The sequence below is a fragment of the Bradyrhizobium uaiense genome (genome assembly GCF_010811875.1).
Classification (GTDB): Bacteria; Pseudomonadota; Alphaproteobacteria; order Rhizobiales; family Xanthobacteraceae; genus Bradyrhizobium; species Bradyrhizobium uaiense.
On sequence record NZ_VKHP01001298.1, the window covers coordinates 1 to 204 of the forward strand.

The following is a 204-nucleotide window of genomic DNA, read 5'->3' on the forward strand; positions in this document are numbered from 1 at the left end:
GATGGTGGAATCGACGATCAGATATTCGAAGTCCGGATCATCGGACATCGCCTCGAAGATCCGCCACCAAACACCCTTGATGCTCCATCGGCTGAAGCGCCGGAACACGCTGTTCCAATCGCCGAAGACCTCCGGGAGATCGCGCCAGGGAGACCCCGTACGCACGATCCACAGCACTCCTTCAACGAACATTCGGTTGTCGCG

1 protein-coding gene is annotated in these 204 nt (G+C 58.3%); it reads right to left on the reverse strand.

The features are described from left to right. The coding region (locus FNJ47_RS55930; protein WP_163163992.1) for a transposase at positions 1 to 204 on the reverse strand (204 nt) is incomplete at both ends.